This is a genomic window from Aeromonas molluscorum (assembly GCF_051376105.1).
Taxonomy (GTDB): domain Bacteria; phylum Pseudomonadota; class Gammaproteobacteria; order Enterobacterales; family Aeromonadaceae; genus Aeromonas; species Aeromonas molluscorum.
Genome location: NZ_JBPQCY010000002.1, coordinates 409861 through 430029 on the forward strand (window position 1 = coordinate 409861; position 20169 = coordinate 430029).

Here is a 20169-nt window from a genome sequence, read left to right on the forward strand (position 1 = left end):
GGAACTTGATCAACAATATCTCTGGGGCGTCCAGCTCTCCGCTGAGCTGGACTCAATCACGTATCTCACTGCAAAAGGCCAGGTCAGAAAAGACGCTGCAAGAGCTGCAGATCCAAGAAGATCACCTGACGGGGCCACTGGCCAGTGCTCGACACTCTCTGGCGCAGGAGCTGACGGAGATGGAGGCCATATCAAAGCAGCAACAGCCACGGACTCCGGCAACGGGAAGAGTCTCTGATGTGCTGGTGCAAGAAGGCGACTGGGTCTTTTCGGGCGCACCGCTTGCTCTGATCTCCAAGCATGAGGATCCCTTGGTCATTGCTTATGTATTGCCCAAATATTTATCCTCGATGGAGACGGGCCACAAGGCGACCGTCAAGCTGCCAAGCGGGGAGCGCCTGGCGGCGAGGGTTGCCAGACCGGTAGAGTTGGCTGACAAGTTGCCAGCTCAACTGGCCGCCCCGTTCGAGGGGGAGAAGGCGACACTCAAAGTCGCTTTGTCACTGGATGAAAAGCTATCTTCGGGATTATTGGTCGAGGGGCTACCAGTCACAGTGTTGTTTGATTGAGCCAAAGCGCTGTGCTTCCATTGAGGGTACAGCGCTTTCATCTGATGTTCTCAAGTCGCCAAAGAGGGGCCCGTTCATGCTTCCTAATTTGACATGGTCGACTTATGTATCCGTACTGCCACACTGTCCATCTCCTCATTCTCGCCACACTGAATGAGATTGCGGTTATCAGCGCCCTGCAGGCGCGGGAGCCATTGATCCTCCTGTCGGCCTTGAATTCATCTGCGGGTACGTCGCCGGACCAACTGACGATGTGCTCTGGGTACCCATCTGATTTGATTATGGTTTCCAATCTGGCGCGGGAAATAGACTCATGATGGCGGCTGATATGTTTCTCTGGGTATATTGAGTATTGATGGCGATCCAATATCATGACGCTCGCCAGCCAGCTCTGGTATTCAGATGATGTGCTACCAAGAGCCCGCAACAGAGGCTCGTCGAGGGATGGAATGAGAGCCGTAATATTATGTGTGCTGGGCCTGTGGCCCGCGTTGAGTTTCGCCAGTCTCGGCATGAGCGCCGACATGGTCATTGTGAACAAGTCCTCCTATAGCCTGAGCCTGATGAAGGATGGCAAGGAGCTGAAACGCTACTGGATAGCCCTGGGCCCGGCTCCAAAGGGTCACAAGCAGCGGGAGGGCGATCAGCGCACCCCCGAGGGGCGTTACACGCTGGATTACAAGAAGAGTGACTCCAACTTCTATCGTGCCATCCACATCAATTACCCGAGCCTGGCTGACATCAAGACAGCCAATGAACTCGGGGTTCGCCCCGGTGGCATGATCATGATCCACGGTCAGCGCAACGGCAATGGCTCCAGCCTGCAACCGTCCAACTGGACCAACGGTTGCATCGCCATGCTCAACAAGGACATGGATGAGGTGTGGAGCGCCATCGAACCCGGCACCCCCATCATCATCAATCCCTGAGGGGAGAAATGAATAAAAACGGCAGGCCATTGGCCTGCCGTTTTTATTGGGCTCTGGTCTGGCTTAGTTCGGTTTTACCCTGGCGCCAATCTGGGTCTTGATCAGCGCCTGCAGCACGGCCATGAGTGCCGCCCCTGTCATCCCAAACATCAAGACGCCATTGGCTGCCTCAAGCGGACCCAGCATCTTCCAGTGGGGGCTCATCACTATGTCGCCATAGCCAAGGGAGGTGAAGTTGACTCCCGAGTGATAGATGGCCTCGTAGAGCTGGTCGAATTCGCCGAGAGTGAGGAACAGTACCCCCCAGAGCGTGATCTGCACGAAGTTGCCCAACATCAGCAAGACCATGACCACTAGCAGGGGGCCGACACCGCGTCCCAGCCAACCCGGATTGGCATTGTTATGAACCTGGTTGATATAGAAGCGCACCGCCCAAAAGGTCACAGTGGCTTGCAGTGAGAGGCAGATCAGCATAGTGGGCAGACCCACCAGCATGTTCATCAATATCATGACATTGTCTCGTGATTGATTGTGTGTGGAGGGCGTCGACCCGCGCGCCAGCGCTCAAGCACCCAGACGGCGCCCCATGCGTAGCAGGCGACGAGCAGGAACAGGCCCAATCTGAACAGGGAGGCCTGAAGTACATCCTTGCCGTTGGCACTGTCCTGAATGGCGGGGCCCAGCAGTATCATCATGGTCATCAAGGCGTTGACCCAGAAAGAGGGGGCGACCCGACTCGTCTTTATCCTGAATAGCCGTACTCCGAGCCAGAGGCTGGTGGCCATGACCCACAACATCAGCATCCAGAGATTGGGCCAGAGAGCGAGTCCGGACCAGGCGATGGCGGCTACCAGGGCACCGACCAGCGTTGAACCAATCAGCTCCTTGCCTGCATTGCGGGCATTGGTGGTGCAGGCCTGCTGGCTCAGCGCCACCGTCTTCATGATGGCGGCCAGATAGTGGGAGGGATCTTGCAGCGCCAACACCAGGATCGGCAGCACTATGATGACGGCCCGCAGCGCCACCCAGCTTGCATTCTCGGGGCTGAGATAGGCAGGTTTGGCCCCCTGACTCGGCTCATCGGGAAACAGGTTGTGAGAGACGGTGCCGATGAAGGCCCCCAGCATGACCCCGGTCGCCAGCGCCTGGATCACCATGAAGGCGAGGGCCTGATCCGCCACCCCGGCTACCGGGACCAGAGTGAAGGTGATGACCAGCAGGGTCAGCAAGGGGTTGCCACTCTTGAGTCCAAGGTAGAAGAGGCCAAACAGTATCAGGGCAATCAGCATCAGGGCGCTGGCCCCGTAGTGCTCGAGCAGGGGGACCATCAGCACGCCGCTGGCCATCAGTCCCATGAGCACGCCCCCCATCAGCAGCCCCTTGATCGGGGATAAGGGGGGGCCGGGTTTGCACAGCAGCAGTATCACCACCAGGCAACTCAAGTGGGGCTGGGGCAGGGCCAGGCCATAAGTGATGAGGACACTGAGGCCAAGTCCCAGGGTGAGACGCAGTACTGCCTTGTCAGCCCTGTGCATCAGGGGGTTGCTCCATATTGCATTCGTTTGCCGCTCAATAGAGGTAGGAAAGCAGGCTCATCAGCCTGATAAAGCCAGTCCCCAAGCCATTCATCAGCCAGTTGTCGCCGCTGTAAACCAGCACTTCGGCCTGGCCGCCAACCCGGATCCCCTGAATGCCCTTGAGCTCGCCTTGTTCAAACTCGATGGCGACCGGGAAGCGCTGCGCCTGACGCAGCCAGTCACGGTTGTTTTGCACCGTGGGCAGACTGCCTGCCGCACTCTGCGAGCCGGAGCTGACCCCGTTGCCCAGGCTGCGGACCTTGCCCTTTAGTACCCGGCCCGGCATGACGTCGAGCACGATGGCCACTTCATTGCCGGGGGCCAGATTACCCAGATTGTTCTCCGTCATGTCGGCGCTTACCCAGACGTCGTGGATGGCGATGAGTGTCATGGCTGGGGCGCCGGCCGATGTGAACTGACCGGCATCGGTGCGCAGATCGGTGACCAGACCGCGGGAGGGAGCGAGTACCTGAGTGTGACTGAGATCCAGTTCAGCCTTTTCGATGGCGGAACGGGCGCTGATTAGCTGGGAGTTGTTATCGCCGCGGTTGCCTGCGGCTTCCTTGGCCTGGATAAGGCTGGCCTCGGCGGCCTTGACCTGGCTCTGGGCCTGCACCCGAGTCGCCCTGGTCACTTCGAGCCGACGTACCGATATGGCACCGGGATCCTCGGCATAGAGCCGCTCCTGGCGGTTGGCGTCTTGTTCTGCCTTGAGACGATTGGCCTTGGCGGCCTGCAAGGAGGCTTCGGCGGCAATGACACCGGCCCCCGCGGCATTGACTGAGCGCAGCACAGAGTCATAGTCGGATCTGGCCCTTTGCAGGGCTATCTGGTACTGGCTGGGATCTATCTCGAACAGCGGCTGCCCCAGGGTGACATCCTCGTTGTTCTTCACCAGCACCTTCTGCACTTGACCCGACACCTGGGCGGCGATGGGCACCACGAAGGCCTGCACCCTGGCCTGGGAGCTGTAAGGGGTGAGGCGATCGGCGGTGAAGTACCACAACAGGCTTATGCCGATCAGGGCAAGCAGCAGCAAGGTGCCAATACGGCTCCCCTTGCCCGGTTGAGGGCTGGGTGCCGGCGGCGCTGGCGGGTTGGCTGAGGGTATAGGTGCATCTTGGCTCATGGTCTTCTCGTCATCACATTAGGGGCATCGGCGCTGGGCAGGGGATCGGTCAACAGTGGACCCCAGTCACTGCGCGACTGCATCTCTTGCTGGCTCTGCTCGTCGAGCAGAGGGCGGCTACGTCCTTGCTGCCAGCCACCCCCCATCGCCTTGTAGAGGGAGATCAGGCTGAGCATCACATTGCCGCGGCTGCTGACCAGGCGCTCCTGCTGGCTGAACAGCGCGCGCTGGGAGTCGAGCACTCGCTGGAAGTCCGCCATGCCTTCCCGATAACGGATATTGGCGATGTCGAGGGAGCGGCGGGCAGCCTGCTCTGTCTGTTCCAGCAGGACGATCTGCTCCTCATTCTTGGCAAAACCTATGGCGGCATCATCAATCTCGCGAGCGGCGCTGAGCAGGGTATTCTGGTAGCTCTCTTTGAGCTGCTGGAAGCGGGCATCCTGCACCAGGACCGCATTGCTGAGCAGGCCATGGTCAAACACATTCCACTTGAGACTTGGGCCTATGCCCCAGTCCAGGGTGGAGCTGCTGCCCGACAGCGAGGTGGCCGACAGACCGACCGAGCCGAGCAGGGTGAGGGAGGGATAAAGTTCTGCTTCACTCACGCCGATCAGGGCCGATTGTGCCGCCATCAGCCGCTCGGCACTGCGCACATCCGGCCTGCGACGAATGAGATCCGCAGGCAAGTCCGCCGCCAAGGTAAGTTTGGCGTGGGGGATGATACCTGTGTCTGCGCCCATCTCCGGCAGGGGGCCGGGGGCGCGGGCCAGCAGCGTGCTCAGGGCGTTCTGCCCCTGACGCAGACTGGCTTCCAGGGTCGGAATGCCCGATAGCGTACTCAGGTATTGGGTCTTGGCTTGCTGTACGTCCAGTTCGTCGCTGTTGCCGCTTTTAAACAGCTTCTCGGTGATCTCCAGACTGCGTGCTTGCAGCCGGGCGTTTTCCCGGGATATCTGCAGGCGCGACTCCAGGGTGCGAATGTTGACATAGAGGCTGGCCACCTGGGCCGCCATCAACACCTGCACATCATCATATTGCGCGAGCGTCGAGAAATAGCTGGCGTCCGCCGCCTCTATGCTGCGCTGGAATTTACCCCAAAAGTCGATCTCCCACCCGAGATTGGCACCCAGTCCATAGCTCATGAAGTGGCTGTCGGGGCCGTCCCGTACCTGACCGGTCTGCAGGGCACTGCCGCTCACCTGTTGCAACTGGGGATAGCGGCTGGCGTCGGCGATGCCGAGTTGGGCCCTCGCCTCCAGAATGCGCAGGCCTGCGACCCGCACGCTGGGGTTCTTGGTCAGGGCTTCCTGTACCAGGGCATTGAGCACGGGATCCTGAAGCTGGGTCCACCACTCATCGAGCCGCTCGGTTGATTGCCTGGCTTGGGTCTGCTTGATTGAGCCACCTTGCCAGTGAGTAACGGCACCACCCTCGGGCCTGACATAGTCAGGCCCGAGGGTGGTGCAGGCACTCAGCAGTAGACTACCAAGCAGGGCCACCCCGATGGGCGCCCTGTGGTAACGGATGTGGTTGCTGCTGGCTGACAATCGCTCAGGGGGCATCTTGCTGCTCTGTCACCTGGGGGGCGCTACTCAGGGGAGTGAGATGATCCCCTGCTACCCAGGCCATGAAGATCTGGTAGCCGATGGCGAGCAGGGCGGCCCCGACGAACATGCCGAGTATGCCGCTTGAAACCATGCCACCCAGGGCACCCAGCAGAATGATCGGCATAGGAGCATCGACGCCACGACCAAGCAGCATGGGCTTGAGCACGTTGTCGGCCAGGCCGGAGATGACCAGCAGCGCTGTGTAGGCGACGGCTGGGGCAGTCGCGTAGTCACCGCTGCTCCAGATATAGATGACGCAAGGAATGAAGATGACGGCGGCCGGAATTTGGGCAATGCCCAGGATCAGCGCGATCAGCGCAATCACGCCCGGGGCCGGGATGCCCGCGATGGCGACCGAGAGGCCGAGCAAGATGGCCTGGATGAAGGCCACCCCGATGACCCCTTGTGCCACGGCACGTATGGTCGCGGTACAGAGGGTGGCAAACTCGTCACCCCGGCCTTCACCCATGATGCGGGCCGAGATGGCTCGGGCGCTCTGCTGACCCGGCAAGCCGTAGGCCATGATAATGCCGGCGACCACGAAGGAGAGGATGAACTGGAGCATACCTGTCCCCATGCTGGCCACCATGCCAAGCGCCGCCTTGGCGATGTTGCCTATTTTGGGCTGCATGCTCTGAATGAAAGCGGGCAGATCGGTCGCTGCCTGATGCCAGACGGCGTAAACCTTCTTGCCAACGACAGGCCAGGTGCCCACGGATTCAGCAGGCATGGGTATCACCAGGCTGTTGGCCTTCATGTTATGGACGAAGCTGGTGACGGTGTCGGCCAGTGAGCTGGTCAGTATCGCCGTGGGCCCCACGATCAGGACTATGCCGCACAGCACCAGCAAGGTGGCTGCCCGGCCTTGGCGGTTGCCGAGTCGCGCCGCCAGCCTCTGATGGAAGGGGTAGAGGGTGACCGCCAGGATCAAGGCCCACAACATCAGGGTCAGGAAGGGGGAAAAAATACCGTAACAGGTGATAACCAGAGCCAGGATCAGGCCCGCCTTGATAAGCACGTCCAGCAGCTTGTTAAACAAGCGGCGTTCCAGTTCGGGGTTAGTATCTTGTTGCATATCAGGCTCTCGCGATGGAAGTGAGGTTGGGGTAATCAAGTATTGGTTATTTTGAGGGGGGCCATTCTTTAATTATTTACCTGTCCCCACGCTTAACCAGATCTCTATTTCTCAGTTATCGATTAAAAAAGGTTGTTAGTAATCAATATATTATTTTGCATGAGATTAAGAAAGCTGCCACTGCAGAGTTTGTAGCAATGCATCCAGGTGCGTGGTCCCGCTTATTGAAGGTGCCCGGGCATGAGGAAATCTGGCGAGCGTTGATATTTATATTGGCAGCATAAAGATGATGTATTTTGGTTATATCGTCATTTATAGCGGCATATTTATCTGTCATTAGTCCGGGGTGTTTGCGAATAATCCACGGTAGAGAACGGATCGCTCGAGAAGTCTGGGGGCTTGCGCGCCAGGGGGACGCTGCCGAGTGGACTATCAATGACTGGAGTGCGGCGCTGCCGGGTTAGAGTCCATCCTCCGGCTGTGATAGTTTGCGGTTCTTTAAGTCATGGAATGACAGATATGGCCATCACTCCCGCGTCGCAGCCTGCCGAGGTGCTTCGCTTCTCCCGTTCGCTCCTGGTGCGGGCCAGTCTGGATATATTGCCGCTCTCGGTGTCTGTGGTGCCCTGGGGGATCCTCTGCGGCGCTCTGGCGCTGCAGGTGGGGCTCAGCCCATTACAGGCCCAGCTGATGTCACTGCTGGTATTTGCGGGGGCGGCCCAGCTCTCTGCCAGTACCTTGCTCGGAGCGGGAACCCCTCTGCTGCCGATCCTGGGCTCTACCTTCGTCATCACCTCCCAGCACTTTCTCTATGGTTTCACCTTCAGGCGCGAGGTGATAGGACTGCCCCTGCGCTGGCGCGTCGGGCTTGCCTTCTTCCTCACCGATGAGATGTTTGCGGTGGCCCTCAAAGACAGGGAGCGTCAGGGGGTATTCAATCCCGCTTATGCCCTGGTGGCCGGGGTTGTCTTCTACCTGTTCTGGAACCTGGCGACCCTGGTTGGCATCGCCGCTGGTCAGTACATTCAGGGGTTGGAACAACTCGGCCTCGACTTTGCCATTGCCGCCACCTTTATCGCCATGACGATCCCGGCCATGAAGAACATGCCCATGGTGGCCGCCACGCTGGTCAGCGGCGGCCTGGCTGTCATCACCAAGCAGTGGTTCGCCGAGGTGTACATCATCATCTCCTCACTGGCGGGCATGTTGGTGGGCTATCTGTTGCAACGGGCGAGGGATTGACGATGAAGATCTTCATGAAAGTGTGCGTCTCTGTGCGGCAATGGGGGGAGATACTGAGATGAGTTGGCTCATGATAGGCCTGCTGGCCATGATCACCTTCTTCAACCGTTTTGCCTTTTTCTCCCGTCTGACTCGCTATCAGCCGGGGGAGGAGATGGGCACCTTCCTCAGCTTTTCCGCCCAGTCGGTGCTGACGGCCATCTGGTTGCCCATCGTTTTCAGCTATGAGCCTGCGACGGGTCTGAGCTGGGATCTGGATTACCTGCTGGCCGCCGTGCTGGTGACGCTGCTGACCTTGCTGCGTCTGCCGACGCTGGCGGTGGTGGTGATTGGCATGGGGGGCTTCTTCCTGCTGCGCTGGCTAGGGGGCGCTCATGCCTTGTGGGCCATGCTGCCCTGAGCGCGATGGCGTAAGCCATCATCTATCCCCCATAGCAAGAGCCCCGCAATGGCGGGGCTCTTTCGTGAGGATTTTCAGCGGCAAGGAATACGCGGGGTCTTAATCCTTGAGCACGGCCGCGAAGGCGTCGGCTACGTATTCCACATTGCGGCTATTGAGCCCCGCCACGCACATGCGGCCCGAGCGCACCAGATAGACGGCGAACTCCTCGCGCAGGCGATCGACCTGGCTCGGGGTCAGGCTGGTATAGCTGAACATGCCCCGCTGGCTGATGAAGTAGCTGACATCCCGGCCAGGCAGCTTGGCGCTGAGCACCTCAAACAGCTTCTGGCGCATGGCCTTGATGCGGGTGCGCATCTCGGTCACCTCGTCGAGCCAGAGGGCGCGCAGCTCGGGCTGGTTCATCACCGCCGCGGTGATTTGACCGCCGTGAGTGGGCGGGCTGGAGTAGTTGCGACGCACCGTCGCCTTCATCTGACCCAGCACTCTACTCGCCTCTTCCGCATCTTTGCAGATGACGGACAGGCCGCCGCAGCGCTCGCCGTAGAAGGAGAGGTTCTTGGAAAACGAGTTGCTGACAAAGAAGCTGACACCAGCGTTCAGCATGGCGCGGATGGCGTAGGCATCTTCCTCCAGACCGTCACCGAAACCCTGATAGGCGATGTCCATGAAGGGAATGAGGTTCTGCTCGACCACCAGGGCAATCACCTGATCCCATTGGGTGCGGGAGAGATCCACGCCGGTCGGGTTATGACAGCAAGGATGCAGCAGCACTATGCTCTTGGCGGGCAGTGCGCTCAGACAGTCGATCATGGCTTTGAAGTTCAGACCGCCACTGGTTTCGTCATAGTAGGGGTAGTCGTGCACCTTGATGCCGGCCCCCTCGAACATCGCCTTGTGGTTGTCCCAGGTCGGGTTGCTGACCCACACCTCGGAGGTCGGGAAGTAGCGCTTGAGCAGATCGGCACCGATCTTCAGGGCGCCGGAGCCGCCTATGGTCTGGATGGTGGCGATGCGACCGGCCTTGACCGCTTCGTGATCGGCGCCAAACAGCAGGTGCTGCACCGCGGTACGGTAGTTGGCGGCGCCTTCCATCGGCTGGTAGGGGCGCGGGGCCGGGGCGGCGGCGCGCTGTGCTTCGGCCTGCTGCACTGAGGGCAGCATCGGAATGCGGCCCTGCTCGTCGTAATAGAGGCCGATCCCCAGGTTCACCTTCTGCTCGCGGGTGTCTTTGTGGAAGGTCTCGACCAGGGTCAGTATGGGGTCGCCAGCATAGGCATCGACGTGTTCAAACATGGGGGGTCCTTGAGGTTGGCTGTCCAGTTTCGTCGGCTCGGGGCCGGGGTCGTTATCATGTCGTAATCTGGAAGTGGCCTCAAGCTGTTCGGCATGGCGGCAAGAATGACAGTTATTGTCGTAACAAGAGAGAGATGTCGTCCATGTAGAAAAGGGCAGTCATAAAATTAATCTCCCCCATTTTGGTCGTTGAGGGTGCCTTTATAGTGTCACTTGGATAACATTGTTGTGCATAGGGTACTCCATCATGACGGTCACCCGGCTACCCGGATCTCATGCAAGGCCACCTGAGACAAGCGATTAGTTGCATAATAAACCGAGAATTTTCTGACAACACATTGCAATGTGCCTGGGTCCCGTTGCGGGACCCCGCGATAACAGGTGACTCATCGCCGATGACTCGACACGTTTCTAATGCCTCTTCTCCCTGGCTGGACTGGCACGGCCTGGGTGGCTGGAATATCTATTTCCTTGCCAAGTTTGCCCTGCTCTGGGCGGGTTACCTCAATTTCCACCCCCTGATCAATCTGGTGTTCGCCGCCTTCCTGATCTTTCCACTGCCTTGGGCGGGGTTACGGCGCATCCGGCACTGGCTGGCACTGCCGGTCGGGGTGGGGATCTTCTATCACGACACCTGGCTGCCGGGCATGGAGAGCATTCGCGCCCAGGGGGCGCAGGTCTTCTCCTTTACCCTGGATTACTGGCTTGAACTGCTCGGCCGCTTCATCAACTGGGAGATGGTCGGCGCCGGCTTCGTGATGCTGACCCTCTATCTGTTCATCGCCCAGTGGCTGCGCTTCACCCCCTGGATCCTGCTGGCCCTGCTCTGGCTGTGGCTCTCGCCCCTGGTGGGGGATCCCTTTGCTTCGCAGGCAACCCGGGTCGTCAGCACCGACAAGGGCAGCGAGCCGGCGGCTGAGCCTGAGGACAAGCAGGTATCCATGGCAGAGCAGCTGGATCAGAGCGCCCCGCCGACCAACCAGAATCTCAATGCCTATCTCGACAGCTTCTACGCGCAGGAGCGGGACAGGGCCGTGCATTTCCCGCAGCAGTTACCAGTGGATGCGGCACCCTTCGACGTGCTCATCATCAACATCTGCTCCCTGGCCTGGAGCGACGTGAAGGCCAGCGATCTGATGGCTCACCCCATAGGTCGCCACCTGGACCTGATGTTCAAGCACTTCAACTCAGCAACCTCCTACAGCGGCCCGAGCTCGATCCGGCTGCTGCGGGCCAGTTGCGGACAAACCAGCCACCAGGGGCTCTACACGACAGCGCCCAGCCAGTGCCTGCTGTTCGACAACCTGGCCCAGCTCGGGTTTGAGAAGCAGGTCGCCATGGATCACTCGGGGGCATTCGGCAACTACCTCAAGGATCTGCAGCAGTATGCCAGCCTGGATGTCCCCCTCATGAGCAAGGAGGGGATGCCCCACGATCTCGCCTCCTTCGACGGGGAACCCATTTATCGGGATGATGCCCTGTTCGCCCGCTGGCTGAGTGAGCGGCAGAAGAGCAAGGCCGAACGCAATGTGACCTTCTTCAACCTCATCGCCCTGCATGACGGCAACCGCTACGCGGCCACCCGCCAGATAGCCCCTTACAAGGCGCGACTGCAGACCCTTCTCGATCAACTGGATCAGTTCCTCACCTCGCTGGAGCAGTCTGGTCGCAAGGTGGCGGTGATCCTGGTGCCCGAGCACGGGGCGGCCATCGCCGGCGACAAGATGCAGATGGCCGGTCTGCGGGACATCCCCAGTCCCAGCATCACCCAGGTGCCGGTCGGGGTTGCCCTGATCGGTGCCAAGGGCGGCCATGAAGCGACCAAGGCCATAGATACCCCCAGCAGCTTCCTGGCCATCTCTGAGCTCATCTCGCGTCTGGTCGGCGGCAACACCTTCGGCAGTGCCACCATAGATTGGGACGGGCTGCTCAAGGGATTGCCCGAGACGCCAGCGGTCTCGGAGAACCAGGGCTCGGTTGTGCTCGAATATCAGGGCAAGTACCACATCAAGCTGGGGGAGGGGGACTGGGTCCCCTATCCCCAATGACACCGGAGGATGAGATGCAGAGTGAACGGCGACCCGTGACGCCCACCCCCTTCGGTGTGCCGGTCGAAGGCGGCATGATGAGCGATGTGGCCATGGTGCAGCAGGCCTTCGGCGTGAGCCTCTCCTATCAGGACATCGCCTTCAGGGAGCGGCTCGTCGCCTTGCGCGAGCGCTTCCCCCTGCTGGCGGAGCTGGAGATGAGGGGGCCTGAATGAATTGCGTTGCCCTGCAAGGGATCCGTGGCGGCGTGGGCACCAGCTCCCTCGTCGCCGGCCTGGCGCTGGCGGCCCGGGAGCAGGGGGCCAGGGTGCTGGCGGTGGATCTGTGCCATGACAACCTGCTTGGCATCCATCTGGGGTTGCCCCATGCCGATGCCAGGGGCTGGAGCAGGCTGGCGGATCCGGCGCGGGAGTGGCGCTCGGCACTTTATCACTATGAGGAGGGGCTGGATCTGTTGCCCCATGGCGGTCAGCCGGGGGCATCCGCAGGGGACTGGCTGCAGGCCCTCGAAGGCTATGATCTGGTGCTGCTGGACTTGCCCCTGGGCCCGGTTCCCGCGCTCCCTTGCCGACTGCTGACCATAGTCAATGCCGATGCCAACTGCCATGTGCGGCTCCATCGCCATGCCTGGGCGGCCGGGGAGCGACTGCTGGTGACCCAGTTCAGCAGCCGCCGGGCCCTGCAGCAGGATCTGCTGGATCTCTGGCAGGCGGCCGGCCTGCCCCTGCTCGGCCTGCGGCTGCACCGGGACGAGGCGATGGCCGAAGCCATGGCCGCCAAGCAGCCGGTGGGCCGCTACGCCCCCACCAGCCTGATCGCCCACGAACTGGCCTCCCTGGCCAGCTGGTGTCTGGGTGCCGGGGGCGACGACCCATGCTAGCCCGGCTGGTGACGCCGACGGCGAGCCTCTGGTGCTCCCAGCGTTACCAGGGGCTGCGCCGCCAGGGCGGCTCCCGGCTGGGATCCGCTGGTCTGACTCTGGTGTGGCTGCTGGCCTGGACCCTGTTTCCCCTGGAGCGCCATGGCTGGCAGTGGGTGCTGAGCCATGCAGAGGGGCTCTATCCCCACCTGACCCGGCCCCGGGTCGGGGATCCCCTGCGCATCCTGTTGCAGAGTCTCTGGATCATAGTGCGCCGTCCCAAGCCGATTCCCCTGCGCTGGCCCGCCTCCTGGCAGCGCGCCTGGCAGTGGGGCACCCAGGCCCTCGGCCGCTTCCTGATCCGGCAGGAAGAGAAGGGGCTGGCGGCGGCCAGGGCCACCCCCAGGGAGGCGCGCTGGAAGAGCGTGCTGCTGTGCGCGGTGGCCGGCACCCTCTCCCTGCTCTGCATTACCCAGCCCTTCACCCTCGAGGCCCAGCTGGTGTTCGTCATCATGCTGATGGGGATGGCCTTTATCCTGCGCGCCGTGCCGGGCCGCTACCCCATGCTGATGATGATGGTGCTTTCCCTCACCGTCTCCTGCCGCTACATCTGGTGGCGCTACACCTCCACCCTGGACTGGTTCGATCCCGTCAGCCTAACCTGCGGCCTCTTGCTGCTGGCTGCCGAGACCTATGCCTGGATAGTGCTGCTGCTCGGCTACTGGCAGACGGCCTGGCCGCTGAATCGCCCCCCGGCGCCCTTGCCGGCGGACCCGGCACAGTGGCCCAGTGTGGATCTGATGATCCCTACCTACAACGAGGATCTCGCCATCGTCAAGGGTACAGTCTACGCGGCCCTGGCCCTCGACTGGCCCGCCGACAAGCTGACCGTCTGGCTGCTCGATGACGGGAATAGAGCGTCGTTTCGCACCTTCGCCGAAGAGGCGGGGGTCCGCTATGTGGCGCGGCCGACCCACGAGCACGCCAAGGCCGGCAACATCAACCATGCGCTCAGGCAGGCGAGCGGGGATCTGGTCGCCATCTTCGACTGCGATCACCTGCCGACCCGCTCCTTCCTGCAGATGACGGTGGGCTGGTTCTACCGGGATCCCAGGCTGGGGGTGGTGCAGACTCCCCATCACTTCTTCTCCGCCGATCCGTTCGAGCACAACCTGCAGCGGTTTCGCAAGATGCCGAACGAGGGAGCGCTGTTCTACGGCCTGGTACAGGATGGCAATGACATGTGGGACGCCAGCTTCTTCTGCGGCTCCTGCGCCGTCATCAAGCGCTCTGCCCTGGACGAGATCGGAGGCATCGCGGTGGAGACGGTCACCGAGGATGCCCACACCTCGTTGCGGCTGCACCGCCTTGGCTACACCTCCGCCTATATCCGCATTCCCCTGGCGGCTGGGCTGGCCACCGAGAGCCTCTCCGCCCACATAGGGCAGCGCATCCGCTGGGCGCGCGGCATGGTGCAGATCCTGCGCCTGGACAACCCCCTGTTTGGCAAGGGGCTCAATCTGGGGCAGCGGCTCTGCTACTTCAACGCCATGCTGCACTTCCTGTCGGGCATACCGCGCCTCATCTTCCTGACGGCGCCGCTCGCCTTCCTGATCCTGCACGCCTACATCATCTACGCCCCGGCGGTGGCCATCGCCCTCTACATGTTGCCGCACATCTTCCACAGCGCCCTGACCAACTCCCGGTTGCAGGGCAAGGTGCGCCACTCCTTCTGGGGGGAGGTCTACGAGACTGTGCTGGCCTGGTACATAGCCAGGCCGACCACGGTGGCGTTGTTTGCCCCCCACAAGGGCAAGTTCAACGTCACCGCCAAGGGGGGGATGACGGAGGAGCTGTATCTGGATCTGTCGGTCTCCAGGCCCTATCTGATCCTGATCCTGCTCAACCTGTGCGGGCTGGGCTTCGGCATCTGGCGCATCTGCACCGGTCCGGCCGACGAGGTGCTGACCCTGATCCTCAGCATGCTGTGGACCCTCTACAACATGACCATACTGGGCGGGGCGCTGGCGGTGGCGTTCGAGTCGCGACAGGTGCGCACCAACCCCAGGGTGGAGATGGTGATGCCGGCGGCCATCAAGCTGGCCAACGGCCACCTCTACCCCTGCACCCTCAAGGACTACTCCAATGGCGGGGTCGGCGTCCTGCTCGAGGACGCTCTGCCCCTGGCCGACAAGGAGAGGGTCTGGCTACTGCTGCGCCACGGCCAGCGGGAACAGGCCTTCGCCGCCAAGGTACAGCGGGTGTTCGGCCGCAAGCTGGGGCTGGAGTTGGAGCCCATGGCGCAGGCCCAGCACATCGCCTTCATCCAGTGCACCTTCGCCCGGGCCGACACCTGGTCCCTGTGGCAGCAGCGCCTCGGCAAGGATCGCCCGCTCCACAGTCTGCTCGACATCACGCTGCTCGGCTGGGGGGCCTACTGGCGCCTGGCGCGCACCTCACCCATCGGCTTTGTTTGTATCCTGTTTGAGAAGCTGGCTCGCTGGCTGCTCTCTTTCGTTCCTCGTCGCGTCTCGCCGGATTTCCGGTCAGGGGCTCCGACCACACAGACAGTGAAAGGATGATGAAACCACAACGCTACCTTATCCCTCTCCTGCTGATGACGCAGAGTGCGTTGGCCGCCGAGACCGGCGGCCCCTTGCCGCCGGTACCCGCACCGGTGCGCAGCCAGGGCCTGAGTTTCGAACAGATGTCCTCGTCTCCGGGCACCCTCTCCCTGCGGGTGCTGCTGGCCGGTGCCAGCCGTAGCCGCCTGAAGGAAGATTAAGAGATGACCCAGATGAAAAAAGCCTGTGGTGCCCTGCTGCTCTGGGCCCTGTGTACCCTGCCTGCCCTGGCGGCCTGTGACTGGCCGGCGTGGCAGCATTTTCGCCAGCACTACATCAGCGAGGAGGGGAGGGTCATAGACCCGGCCGACGGTCGGCGGATCACCACCTCGGAAGGGCAGAGCTACGGCCTCTTCTTCGCCCTGGTCAACAACGACAGGGAGACCTTCGCCCGCCTGCTCGACTGGACGGAGCGGCGGCTCGCCCGGGGGGATCTGACCGGCTTCCTGCCATCCTGGCTCTGGGGCCAACAGGAGGATGGCAGCTGGGGCGTGCTGGATGAAAACAGCGCGTCCGACTCGGATCTCTGGATAGCCTACAGCCTGCTCGAGGCGGGGCGCCTGTGGGACAACCACAGCTACGAGTCCATCGGCACCCTGCTGCTGCGGCGCATCGCCCGGGAAGAGGTCGCCACCGTTCCCGGTCTGGGCCCGGTGCTGCTGCCCGGCGCCCACGGCTATGCGGGGGAGGGGCGCTGGACCCTGAACCCGAGCTACCTGCCGCCCCAGCTGCTGGCCCGTTTCGCGGCGCTGCAGGGGCCCTGGCGCGAGATGCGCGCACAACTGCCGAGGCTGCTGCAGGAGAGCGCCCCCCGTGGTTTTGCCCCCGACTGGGTGGACTGGCAGGGGGAGAAGGGGTGGCAGGTGACGGTCGACAAGGGGCCCCAGGGCAGCTACGACGCCGTCCGCGTCTACCTCTGGCTCGGCATGCTGAACGACGAGGATCCCGCCAAGGGGCCCCTGGTGGCGCACTTCGCCCCCATGCTGGAGAGCACGGCGGCCCTTGGCGCCGTCCCCGAGCGGGTCGACACCCAGAGTGGCCAGACCCAGGGACGGGGACCGGTCGGCTTTGCCGCCGCCCTGCTGCCCCTCTCCCAGGGGCAGCCGATGCTGGCCAGCCTGCGTGAGCAGGTGAAACAGCATGGCGAGCAGGCCGACGCCTATTACGGCAGCGTCCTGACCCTGTTTGGCGCAGGCTGGGATCAGGGCCGCTATCGCTTCGCCGCGGACGGCACCCTGCAGCCAGGCTGGAGCGAGTCATGCCAGGCAGATTGACCCTGGCTTGCCTGCTCGCCTGCCTGATGAGCGGCAACCTGGCGCTGGGGGCCGTGCAGCCGGTGGACTGGCTGCTCGAGCAGGTCAGGATAGGGGAGGCCAGCGGGCGTGAGGATCTCGTCAGCAACAGCCTCTACTCCCTCTCCCTGGTGGAGCCCAATCACCCGGAGCTGCTGGCGGCCCAGGCGCGCCAGGCCCTGCGTCAGGGCAAGATCAGGGAGGCGAAGGCGCTGCTGGCCCGGCTCGGCAAGCTGGCGCCGGACTCCCCGATTTACCGCCAGGGCATGGCCAATCTCGCCCTGAGCGATTCGGCCCAGCGCCAGCAACTGCAACAGGCGCGGCTGCTGACCAATGCCGGCCGGCTGGAGGAGGCCGAGCGCCTCTATCGCTCCCTGTTTATGGGGGATCTGCCCCCGAATCTCGACGTGGCGGTGGAATATGCCCTGCTGCAGATGCGCATGCCCGCCATGAAGACGAAGGGCATGGCCTCGCTGGAGAGCCTGAACCGGCAATATCCGGGTGAGCCACGGGTGCGCAGCGGGCTGGCCCGCCACTACCTGGCCGACGGTCGGCGCCAGCAGGCCCTGGGGCTGCTGCGGGAGATGGCGAAGGATGACAACAGCCGCGGGGAGGCGGCGGAGATCTGGCTGGCGGACATCGAGGCCATGCCGGTCGGGCCCCGGAGCATCGACGAGTTGAAGCAATACATAGCCCTCTTCGGTACCGAGATGGAGGCCGACAAGGCCGAGGCGCTGCTCGCCACCCAGGAGGCGCAGTGGGCCTCTCCTGCCTATCGCTCCCGACAGCTGGCACTGGCCCGTACCGCCAGCGGCGGAGCCTCCATCGCCGAGCTGCAGCGGGCCCTCGCCGCCAATCCCGGGGATCCCGACCTCATGGGGGCCCTGGGTCAGGCCTATTCCCGCAACGATCAGCGCGCGCTCGCCATCGCCCAGTTCGAGCGGGTGCTGCGCCATCCCGATGTGACCGACAAGGACAAGTGGGCCAGCCTGCTGGCCACCAACCGCTACTGGCTGCTGGTCAACCAGGGCTCCCAGGCCCTGGAGCAGCAGCAATGGGAGGTGGCGGCGACCCGCTATCGCAGCGCCATCGCCCTGGATGGCAAGGAGCCTGAAGCCTGGCTCGGATTGGGGGACAGCGAGCGGGGCCGTCATCGCGACGGCGAGGCCGAGCTTGCCTATCAGAAGGCCTTCGCCATGCCGGGAGCCCGTGATCGGGCCCTGGCCCGGCTGTTCGATCTCTACAAGGGGCAGGATCCGGCGCGGGCACTGGCCCTGCTGGATCAACACGGCACCCCGGCCATGCAGGCCGAGGGCAAGCGGCTCAAGGCAGAGCTGTTGCAGGAGCAGGCCGATCAGCTCGACCAGGCCGGCAAGCTGCCCCAGGCCCTGGCCCAACGCCAGGAGGCGCTGCGACTGATGCCGGATGATGTCTGGCTGGCCTACCGGGTGGCCACCACCCAGGCCCGCCTCGGGGATGTTGCAGGCGGGGAGCGGCTGTTGCGGGGGCGGTTGGCGGCGCAGCCACAGAACGACAGCCTGCGCTACGCCACTGCCCTCTACCTGTCGGGGCAGGATCAGTCGCCCCAGGCCCGCGCCGTGCTGGCCGAGGTGCCGGCCACGCGCTGGTCGGCGGACATGCAGGCGCTGGATCGCCGCCTCGCCCGTGGTGAGCTGCTGGCCAACGCCAGGTTATTGCACCAGCAGGGGGATGAGGCGGGCGCCGAGCGCCTGCTGCAGCCGTTGCAGCCCGATGACGAGGTGACCCTGATGCTGGCCGAATGGGCCGCGGAGCGCGGGGACGTCGCCGGGGCCGAGCGCCATTACCGCGCTGTGCTGGCGCACACCCCCCAGCACCCCGAGGCCAGGCTCGGCATGGCCGAACTGGCGCAGACCAGGGGCAATCCGGCAGAGGCTCGCCACTGGCTGCCAGCCTGGCCGGTCAGCCCCTTGCCCCCGGAGGAGTTCAACTACTACCGCCGGGTGGCAAACCTCTATCAGGCGCTGGGGGAGGGGGAGACGGCGCAGGCCATCTTCACCGGCTACGAGCCCCTGGTGTCGACGCAGCCCGCCTCCCAGCAGACGGCCCTGTTCTGGCGGGATGCCGCCCGTCAGCGCTTCGCCAACGGCGACGCCGAGGGGGCCCTGGCGCGGGATCGCAAGGGACTGGTGGCGGCGGGCCTGGCCCCCGGGGAGGATCTGGATGGGGGCACCCTGACCGCGCTCGCCCGCAGCCGCGACGGCGAGGAGTGGCTGGCCTCCGGGCTGCGCAGCGATCTTGCCAAGCACTATCGGCAGAGCCAGACCACTGTCTCCTTCGACAGTGACTACTGGGGATCCAGCGGCACCGGCGGCGTCTCCGATCTGCGGGCCCTGACCCAGATGATGCAACTGGACACCCCTCTGGCCGGCGGCACCGCCTTTGGCCGCCTCGAGCTGGTGGACATGGATGCGGGCCAGCTGCCGGCCTCCCCCTACCGGGAGGAGTTCGGCACCTGCGCCGCCCGCGACTGCCGGGGAGGGGAGCACCAGCAGAGCCGGGGCACCACCCTGGCGGCGGGCTGGCGCAAGGGGGCCTGGGCCTTCGATCTCGGCACCACGCCCCTCGGCTTCGAGGTGGTGGACTGGGTCGGCGGCGCGACGGTCACGGGAGACTGGCGCGAGCTGGGGTGGGGGCTCACCCTCTCCCGGCGGCCCGTCAGCAGCTCGCTGCTCTCCTATGCGGGGACTGTGGATCCGGGGACCGGCATCAGCTGGGGCGGGGTGCGGGCGAACGGGGTTCGCCTCGATCTCAGCCATGATCTGGGGGGCGCCGTCGGCTTCTGGGGCAGCGCCCAGCAACACCTGCTGACGGGCAAGAACGTGCCGGACAACTGGCGCACCCGGCTCATGGGAGGGGGCTACTACAAGCTCATCAACGAGACGAACCGCCGGGCCAGCGTGGGGCTGAGCAGCATGCTGTGGCATTACCAGCAGGATCTGAGCGGCTATACCCTGGGTCAGGGGGGCTATTACAGTCCGCAAGGGTACTTCTCGATCTCAGTGCCGGTCAGCTACCGGCAGCGCACCCCCGACTGGTCATGGGAGCTGGGAGGCTCGGGATCCTGGTCCCGCTCCCGCACCGACGACAGCCGTCGCTACCCCCTGGAAGGCCTGCTGCCCGCCGGTTTGCCGGACAGGAACGAGCCGGTGCAGGGGGGCAGCAGCAGCGGCTTCGGCTATACCCTGAATGCCGTGGTGGAGCACCGCCTGACCGAGCACTGGCGCATCGGCGGGCGGATCGACATCCAGCAGGCGGATGACTATGCCCCCAGCCATGCCACCCTCTTCCTGCGCTACACCTTCAAGCCCTGGCAGGGGGATCTCGACTTGCCACCAAGGCCGCTGACTCCTTATGCGGACTTCGACTGATGAGTGCGCCCGGTGAGATCGGGCGCACTCATCTCAGATAGGCGCGCAGCATCCGTTCCGCCAGATCCGCGAGCGGCTCGGTATTTGCGAGACGCTGGTACAGGTCACCATA

General features: G+C 63.4%; 17 protein-coding genes. 11 read left to right on the top strand and 6 right to left on the bottom strand.

The genetic code is table 11. The annotated features are described in order from the left end of the window. Window positions 1–5: 5 nt before the first annotated feature. Together ACSMDR_RS12520 and ACSMDR_RS12525 are read left to right on the top strand one after the other, a co-directional pair. Complete coding sequence (locus tag ACSMDR_RS12520) at window positions 6–569, top strand: HlyD family secretion protein (RefSeq protein WP_436468468.1); 564 nt, start codon at window positions 6–8, stop codon at window positions 567–569. A gap of 449 nt (window positions 570–1018) precedes the next feature. Then, window positions 1019–1498 carry a L,D-transpeptidase family protein gene (locus tag ACSMDR_RS12525; RefSeq protein ID WP_436468469.1) on the top strand — a complete coding sequence of 160 codons (480 nt, stop codon included), beginning with the start codon at window positions 1019–1021 and terminating at the stop codon, window positions 1496–1498. Between the two features lie 63 nt (window positions 1499–1561). Here the strand turns inward: ACSMDR_RS12525 and ACSMDR_RS12530 are convergent, their stop codons facing one another. The 5 genes from ACSMDR_RS12530 to ACSMDR_RS12550 are packed head-to-tail and all read right to left on the bottom strand — an operon-like array spanning window position 1562 to window position 6886. Next, window positions 1562–2008: an ion channel gene (locus ACSMDR_RS12530; RefSeq protein WP_436468470.1), complete on the bottom strand. Its 447-nt coding sequence runs from the start codon at window positions 2006–2008 to the stop codon at window positions 1562–1564. Continuing rightward, complete coding sequence (locus tag ACSMDR_RS12535) at window positions 2005–3033, bottom strand: DUF2955 domain-containing protein (protein WP_436468471.1); 1029 nt, start codon at window positions 3031–3033, stop codon at window positions 2005–2007. Before ACSMDR_RS12535 ends, ACSMDR_RS12530 begins: the two co-directional genes overlap by 4 nt. Before the next feature lie 34 nt (window positions 3034–3067). Further along, window positions 3068–4204, bottom strand: a complete 1137-nt coding sequence (locus ACSMDR_RS12540; RefSeq protein WP_436468472.1) for an HlyD family secretion protein — start codon at window positions 4202–4204, stop codon at window positions 3068–3070. Next, the gene (locus ACSMDR_RS12545; protein ID WP_436468473.1) at window positions 4201–5766 is read right to left on the bottom strand and encodes a TolC family protein; all 1566 of its coding nucleotides are present in this window, start codon (window positions 5764–5766) and stop codon (window positions 4201–4203) included. The genes ACSMDR_RS12540 and ACSMDR_RS12545 overlap by 4 nt, the downstream gene beginning before the upstream one ends. Next, a complete protein-coding gene (locus ACSMDR_RS12550; RefSeq protein WP_005901018.1) occupies window positions 5756–6886 on the bottom strand; it encodes an AI-2E family transporter in 1131 nt (376 codons plus the stop codon). The genes ACSMDR_RS12545 and ACSMDR_RS12550 overlap by 11 nt, the downstream gene beginning before the upstream one ends. A 519-nt stretch (window positions 6887–7405) precedes the next feature. On the opposite strand from ACSMDR_RS12550, the gene ACSMDR_RS12555 reads away from it, so the two are divergent. After that, window positions 7406–8128, top strand: coding sequence for an AzlC family ABC transporter permease (locus ACSMDR_RS12555; protein ID WP_436468474.1), 723 nt, complete (start codon window positions 7406–7408; stop codon window positions 8126–8128). A gap of 58 nt (window positions 8129–8186) precedes the next feature. Then, complete coding sequence (locus tag ACSMDR_RS12560) at window positions 8187–8528, top strand: AzlD domain-containing protein (protein WP_005901014.1); 342 nt, start codon at window positions 8187–8189, stop codon at window positions 8526–8528. A 99-nt stretch (window positions 8529–8627) separates the two neighbouring features. On the opposite strand, the gene ACSMDR_RS12565 is transcribed toward ACSMDR_RS12560, so the two are convergent. Continuing rightward, complete coding sequence (locus ACSMDR_RS12565) at window positions 8628–9824, bottom strand: amino acid aminotransferase (RefSeq protein WP_436468475.1); 1197 nt, start codon at window positions 9822–9824, stop codon at window positions 8628–8630. A 395-nt stretch (window positions 9825–10219) separates the two neighbouring features. Between ACSMDR_RS12565 and bcsG the strand changes: the two genes are divergently transcribed. The 7 genes from bcsG to bcsC are packed head-to-tail and all read left to right on the top strand — an operon-like array spanning window position 10220 to window position 20057. Then, entirely contained in the window at window positions 10220–11872 is a 1653-nt protein-coding gene (gene bcsG, locus ACSMDR_RS12570) for a cellulose biosynthesis protein BcsG (protein ID WP_436468476.1), read from the top strand. A gap of 14 nt (window positions 11873–11886) precedes the next feature. Beyond that, window positions 11887–12087 carry a cellulose biosynthesis protein BcsR gene (gene bcsR, locus ACSMDR_RS12575; protein ID WP_041998134.1) on the top strand — a complete coding sequence of 67 codons (201 nt, stop codon included), beginning with the start codon at window positions 11887–11889 and terminating at the stop codon, window positions 12085–12087. Beyond that, on the top strand, window positions 12084–12752 hold the full coding sequence (gene bcsQ, locus ACSMDR_RS12580) for a cellulose biosynthesis protein BcsQ (RefSeq protein WP_436468477.1): 669 nt from the start codon (window positions 12084–12086) through the stop codon (window positions 12750–12752). Before bcsR ends, bcsQ begins: the two co-directional genes overlap by 4 nt. Then, window positions 12746–15313: a UDP-forming cellulose synthase catalytic subunit gene (bcsA, locus tag ACSMDR_RS12585; RefSeq protein ID WP_436468478.1), complete on the top strand. Its 2568-nt coding sequence runs from the start codon at window positions 12746–12748 to the stop codon at window positions 15311–15313. Before bcsQ ends, bcsA begins: the two co-directional genes overlap by 7 nt. Further along, on the top strand, window positions 15310–15516 hold the full coding sequence (locus tag ACSMDR_RS12590; protein ID WP_436468479.1) for a hypothetical protein: 207 nt from the start codon (window positions 15310–15312) through the stop codon (window positions 15514–15516). The genes bcsA and ACSMDR_RS12590 overlap by 4 nt, the downstream gene beginning before the upstream one ends. Before the next feature lie 3 nt (window positions 15517–15519). Beyond that, entirely contained in the window at window positions 15520–16629 is a 1110-nt protein-coding gene (gene bcsZ, locus ACSMDR_RS12595) for a cellulose synthase complex periplasmic endoglucanase BcsZ (RefSeq protein WP_436468480.1), read from the top strand. Continuing rightward, window positions 16614–20057 (top strand): cellulose synthase complex outer membrane protein BcsC, encoded by a 3444-nt coding sequence (gene bcsC / locus ACSMDR_RS12600; RefSeq protein WP_436468481.1) that lies wholly within the window; start codon window positions 16614–16616, stop codon window positions 20055–20057. The genes bcsZ and bcsC overlap by 16 nt, the downstream gene beginning before the upstream one ends. Window positions 20058–20169 lie beyond the last annotated feature (112 nt).

Excerpts from the sequence above, each read along its gene's own strand:
- ACSMDR_RS12525 (WP_436468469.1), top strand. The coding sequence starts at position 1,019 with ATGAGAGCCGTAATATTATGTGTGCTGGGCCTGTGGCCCGCGTTGAGT.
- ACSMDR_RS12530 (WP_436468470.1), bottom strand. The coding sequence starts at position 2,008 with ATGATATTGATGAACATGCTGGTGGGTCTGCCCACTATGCTGATCTGC.
- ACSMDR_RS12535 (WP_436468471.1), bottom strand. The coding sequence starts at position 3,033 with ATGCACAGGGCTGACAAGGCAGTACTGCGTCTCACCCTGGGACTTGGC.
- ACSMDR_RS12540 (WP_436468472.1), bottom strand. The coding sequence starts at position 4,204 with ATGAGCCAAGATGCACCTATACCCTCAGCCAACCCGCCAGCGCCGCCG.
- ACSMDR_RS12545 (WP_436468473.1), bottom strand. The coding sequence starts at position 5,766 with ATGCCCCCTGAGCGATTGTCAGCCAGCAGCAACCACATCCGTTACCAC.
- ACSMDR_RS12550 (WP_005901018.1), bottom strand. The coding sequence starts at position 6,886 with ATGCAACAAGATACTAACCCCGAACTGGAACGCCGCTTGTTTAACAAG.
- ACSMDR_RS12555 (WP_436468474.1), top strand. The coding sequence starts at position 7,406 with ATGGCCATCACTCCCGCGTCGCAGCCTGCCGAGGTGCTTCGCTTCTCC.
- ACSMDR_RS12560 (WP_005901014.1), top strand. The coding sequence starts at position 8,187 with ATGAGTTGGCTCATGATAGGCCTGCTGGCCATGATCACCTTCTTCAAC.
- ACSMDR_RS12565 (WP_436468475.1), bottom strand. The coding sequence starts at position 9,824 with ATGTTTGAACACGTCGATGCCTATGCTGGCGACCCCATACTGACCCTG.
- bcsG (WP_436468476.1), top strand. The coding sequence starts at position 10,220 with ATGACTCGACACGTTTCTAATGCCTCTTCTCCCTGGCTGGACTGGCAC.
- bcsR (WP_041998134.1), top strand. The coding sequence starts at position 11,887 with ATGCAGAGTGAACGGCGACCCGTGACGCCCACCCCCTTCGGTGTGCCG.
- bcsQ (WP_436468477.1), top strand. The coding sequence starts at position 12,084 with ATGAATTGCGTTGCCCTGCAAGGGATCCGTGGCGGCGTGGGCACCAGC.
- bcsA (WP_436468478.1), top strand. The coding sequence starts at position 12,746 with ATGCTAGCCCGGCTGGTGACGCCGACGGCGAGCCTCTGGTGCTCCCAG.
- ACSMDR_RS12590 (WP_436468479.1), top strand. The coding sequence starts at position 15,310 with ATGATGAAACCACAACGCTACCTTATCCCTCTCCTGCTGATGACGCAG.
- bcsZ (WP_436468480.1), top strand. The coding sequence starts at position 15,520 with ATGACCCAGATGAAAAAAGCCTGTGGTGCCCTGCTGCTCTGGGCCCTG.
- bcsC (WP_436468481.1), top strand. The coding sequence starts at position 16,614 with ATGCCAGGCAGATTGACCCTGGCTTGCCTGCTCGCCTGCCTGATGAGC.